2 protein-coding genes are annotated in these 3,572 nt (G+C 39.1%); one reads left to right on the top strand and one right to left on the bottom strand.

What is annotated here, in order from left to right; translation table 11 throughout:
- Positions 1-994 (top strand): glycosyltransferase (locus tag RO21_RS11840; RefSeq protein ID WP_053067792.1); only part of this gene is annotated, 994 nt, incomplete at its 5' end.
- 60 nt (positions 995-1,054) lie between these two features.
- Here RO21_RS11840 and RO21_RS12270 read toward each other — a convergent pair.
- On the bottom strand, positions 1,055-3,572 hold a 2,518-nt coding region (locus RO21_RS12270; protein WP_420912001.1), incomplete at its 5' end, for a M10 family metallopeptidase C-terminal domain-containing protein.

Genomic DNA, 3,572 nt, shown 5'->3' with positions numbered 1-3,572 from the left:
AACCAACCAACCAACCAACCAGATTAGTATAAGTTTTGTTGTCCCCGTTTACAACGTAGAAAAATACCTTGCCGAATGCTTAGATAGCCTTGTCTCCCAAACGGTAAATAAAGAAATCATTATCATCAATGACGGCTCAACGGACGGTAGCCTTACGATTGCGGAAGATTACTTTTCCCGTTACCCCTTTATCACACTCGTCAATCAACATAACAGAGGATTATCCGCTTCTCGCAATGTCGGCTTAAAAATGGCACGAGGAAAATATATCTATTTCATTGACTCCGATGATTACCTGATTGAACGAGATTTCGAACTTTTACTCAATTTAGCGGAGCAACACCAAGTCGATGTACTCAACGGCTTACGCAGACATTACCACGATAATGATCAATCAAGTTACGTTCGCCCGCCTGAATCACCTCATCTTACTCAGCATAATCAAGGTGATCTCACCGACGGCGCAACCCATTTACATCGAATGTTCAGCAGAGATTGGGCGCCCGGCGTGCATTACAGCATTTTCCGAACAGCATTTCTCACCGAAAACGGCATTGATTTTCCAGAAGGATTAACCGCTGAAGATGCACTGTTTACAGTGGACGTTTATACCACCAAACCGGACGTCAAAGTAATGGAAGTCAGCCGAGAGTTTTACTGTTATCGCCAACGGGAAAATAGCATTACCACTACCCTAACACACGCCAAATTCTTCACCGATATTTTCGCAATCTGTCAGCATTTATTCCGCCGTGTTGAAAAATACGATAACAAGATTGCCCAAGCACAAACCAACCTTGACGATGAACAAATCGCTAAATTACAACAAATCAAATTGGACATTATCCGTGTTATTGCGATTAGTTACGGCATAGCCTATCGCTATCAATACTTGAAATTTTCGCCTGAACTACAACAACACGTCCGCCATTACTTTACCCCGCAAATCACCCAATTTATGCAACAGTTTTTGGGGTATGAAGTTATATTATAGCGTTTGAAAACCAAACAGGATGCCTAAGGCATCCTGCTAAAATAAAAAGAACTATATGACTTAAACTAATTCAAAATTAGTCTGATCCAAGGCTAAATACTTGCTGATTTGAGCAAAAGCAATGGGAGCTGCCTTAGTATCACTGGCATAAGCCAATATTCCGGTATCCTTATCATATTTAATATAATCCATTACAGGCACATCATCGGTTAAACGCGTAAAAACCTGTTTAGATAACACGATTTTATCTTCAGCAGGGTTAAAATCGGTAATTTGATCGAGACTACCGTCCAAACTGTTATCGAAAATAAACCAATCCTGCCCGGCTCCTCCGGTGAGAATATCATTACCTCCTGCACCATTTAAATGATCATTTCCCTCTCCGCCAATAAGCACATTATCGAGATGATTGCCTTTTAAGTAATTATCTAGCACATTACCTATCCCTTTTATCGCACCACCTTGCAAAAATAGATTTTCGGTATTATCCGGTAGTTGATAATCTATATAGCTATAAATAGTATCAACTCCTTCATTCAGGTTTTCTTTTACGGTATCGCCAATATCATCAACAATGAAGATATCATTGCCTAACCCTCCTAGCATTGTATCAGCACCTCTACCACCATCAATAAAATCGTTTCCTTCTCCGCCATCAATAACATCATTACCATCACCGCCGTAAATGATATTATCAGCTTTGTTCCCCGTCAGAATATCGTCATAATCCGAACCTATTAGATTTTCAATTTGAGTACCAAAGCCAATAAAAGCCTGCCCCTGCGTAAATTCAAAGGCAATTTGAGGCTCTCCTGTATAGCTGATATGTCTTGCCACCCCAAAATCTTCTGCACTATCCCTTATAATACGCTTCTCAACAAAGAAACGATCTGCCTTTTGACCGGAATAAATCCAAGAACCCGGTGTTAAATTAACAGTTACACCCTGTTTTTCATTAGACGCATCAAAGGTATCGATACCATCACCATCCCAAATATAAGTACCGCCATCCGCAGTAGACATAGAAAAAGGTTGAAAACTATAAACATCATTTCCGGCACGAGCAGCTTTATTTACGCCGTAATAATAATGAAGAAGCATTAAATCCACAGGACGTATATCATAAGAAGGCACCTGATTATAATGCTGCAGGTTATAAGACATAACTGAAAATGCATAATAATCCTCTGACGAATCAATTTTATATTTACTCGTTTTTGCATGCGGATGCGTAGCACCTAATAAATGCTCAATTTCGTGCCATATCACTCGGAATGAGAGTTTAGAATCTAAATGTTTATAAATAAATCTATTTAATATAACGGCATTTTCCTCAAACGAGGCATAACCACGAACTTTCTCATCAAAATTTCCAGTGCCAATGTACAATTTAAAATCTGCAGTCGGATTCTCTTCAAATTTTATCTTTGTGTATTTTGATAATATATCTAACGCCTTAATAACAGCTGACTTCTGTTCGTCATTAAAAGCTTTACTAACAGCATAAGGCATTACCTTTTCACTCTCAGGAAATTGTAGAAACTCCTTCATTGTACTATCATAATAATCAAGATTACGAATAAGATATATCAACTGTTCTTCCGGCAACATAGTATTCCCACTAACAAACGAATGGTTAGTTTGAGAAGCCATTGCATAGTCCGCCGTAGACTCCGCTAGAATATGTTTACCTTGTGAATCCGCTGAAGCTAACTGCACTTTAATTTGATCAGTCGATTTCATCCAACTCAAATCGACTTTAACACTGAAACTGTAGTCATTTTTCAATGTCGTCACAAGCTGATTATCGCCAACAATCAGTATGACTTCATCTCCGGCTTTAGCAACTCCGCCTGCTTTTCCTTCAATAGTTACTTTATTATCTATATTGTGATTTATCTTGTAATGTCGATTTCCTGAATCTGTAATAACATCACTGGTTAAGATCACATTATTACTCGTTAGTGCAATTTTTTGGTTAATATTTTGATCCATTTTAAATTTGCCGTACTTAATTGCCGGCGTTTGAGCAAAAGGAGCAGTTATGAATTCATAGCTAATTGGTTGACCTTGTAATTGTAACAACTCTTCTTTATCAATAGAGAAAGAAAAAGTCAGTGTCTTGTGATCGATATTAGCACTGTATGTCCTATCGCCAATTTTTACATCGACACGATAAATTAATTCCTGATTATGGTATTTCAAAAGATTTTTGGGTAATTCAAGTACACCATTAATTTTTGCAAACTGTTGACCAAGATTAACCGCTTGATTGTGATTAATTTGTGTAATCGCAATACTTGCCAATTTCTGAGCGTCAAGCCCTCCAGCCTCATTTTCTGTTAGTTCTTCAGATGTATCGTGTTCCTGTTTATCGTTATTTTCCGCTTCTGCATCCGGCTTCTCTGCCGTCAGCTCTTCCGTTGTGCCTGTCGGCACATCAATCTGTTCTGCCTCTTTCTCCGCCTCTTCCGATGCTTCAGGCTGACTGCTTTCTTCACTCGGCTCTTGCGTGTTCGGTACAGCCTCTGACGGAGTCGGCTCTACAGGCGTTTCCTCTACTGTACCGACCGTCTCC

The sequence above is a fragment of the Muribacter muris genome, from assembly GCF_001038205.1.
In the GTDB taxonomy this organism is placed as follows: domain Bacteria; phylum Pseudomonadota; class Gammaproteobacteria; order Enterobacterales; family Pasteurellaceae; genus Muribacter; species Muribacter muris.
The sequence above is the reverse complement of the archived record's forward strand: the minus strand, read 5'-3'. Positions and strand labels throughout refer to the sequence as shown.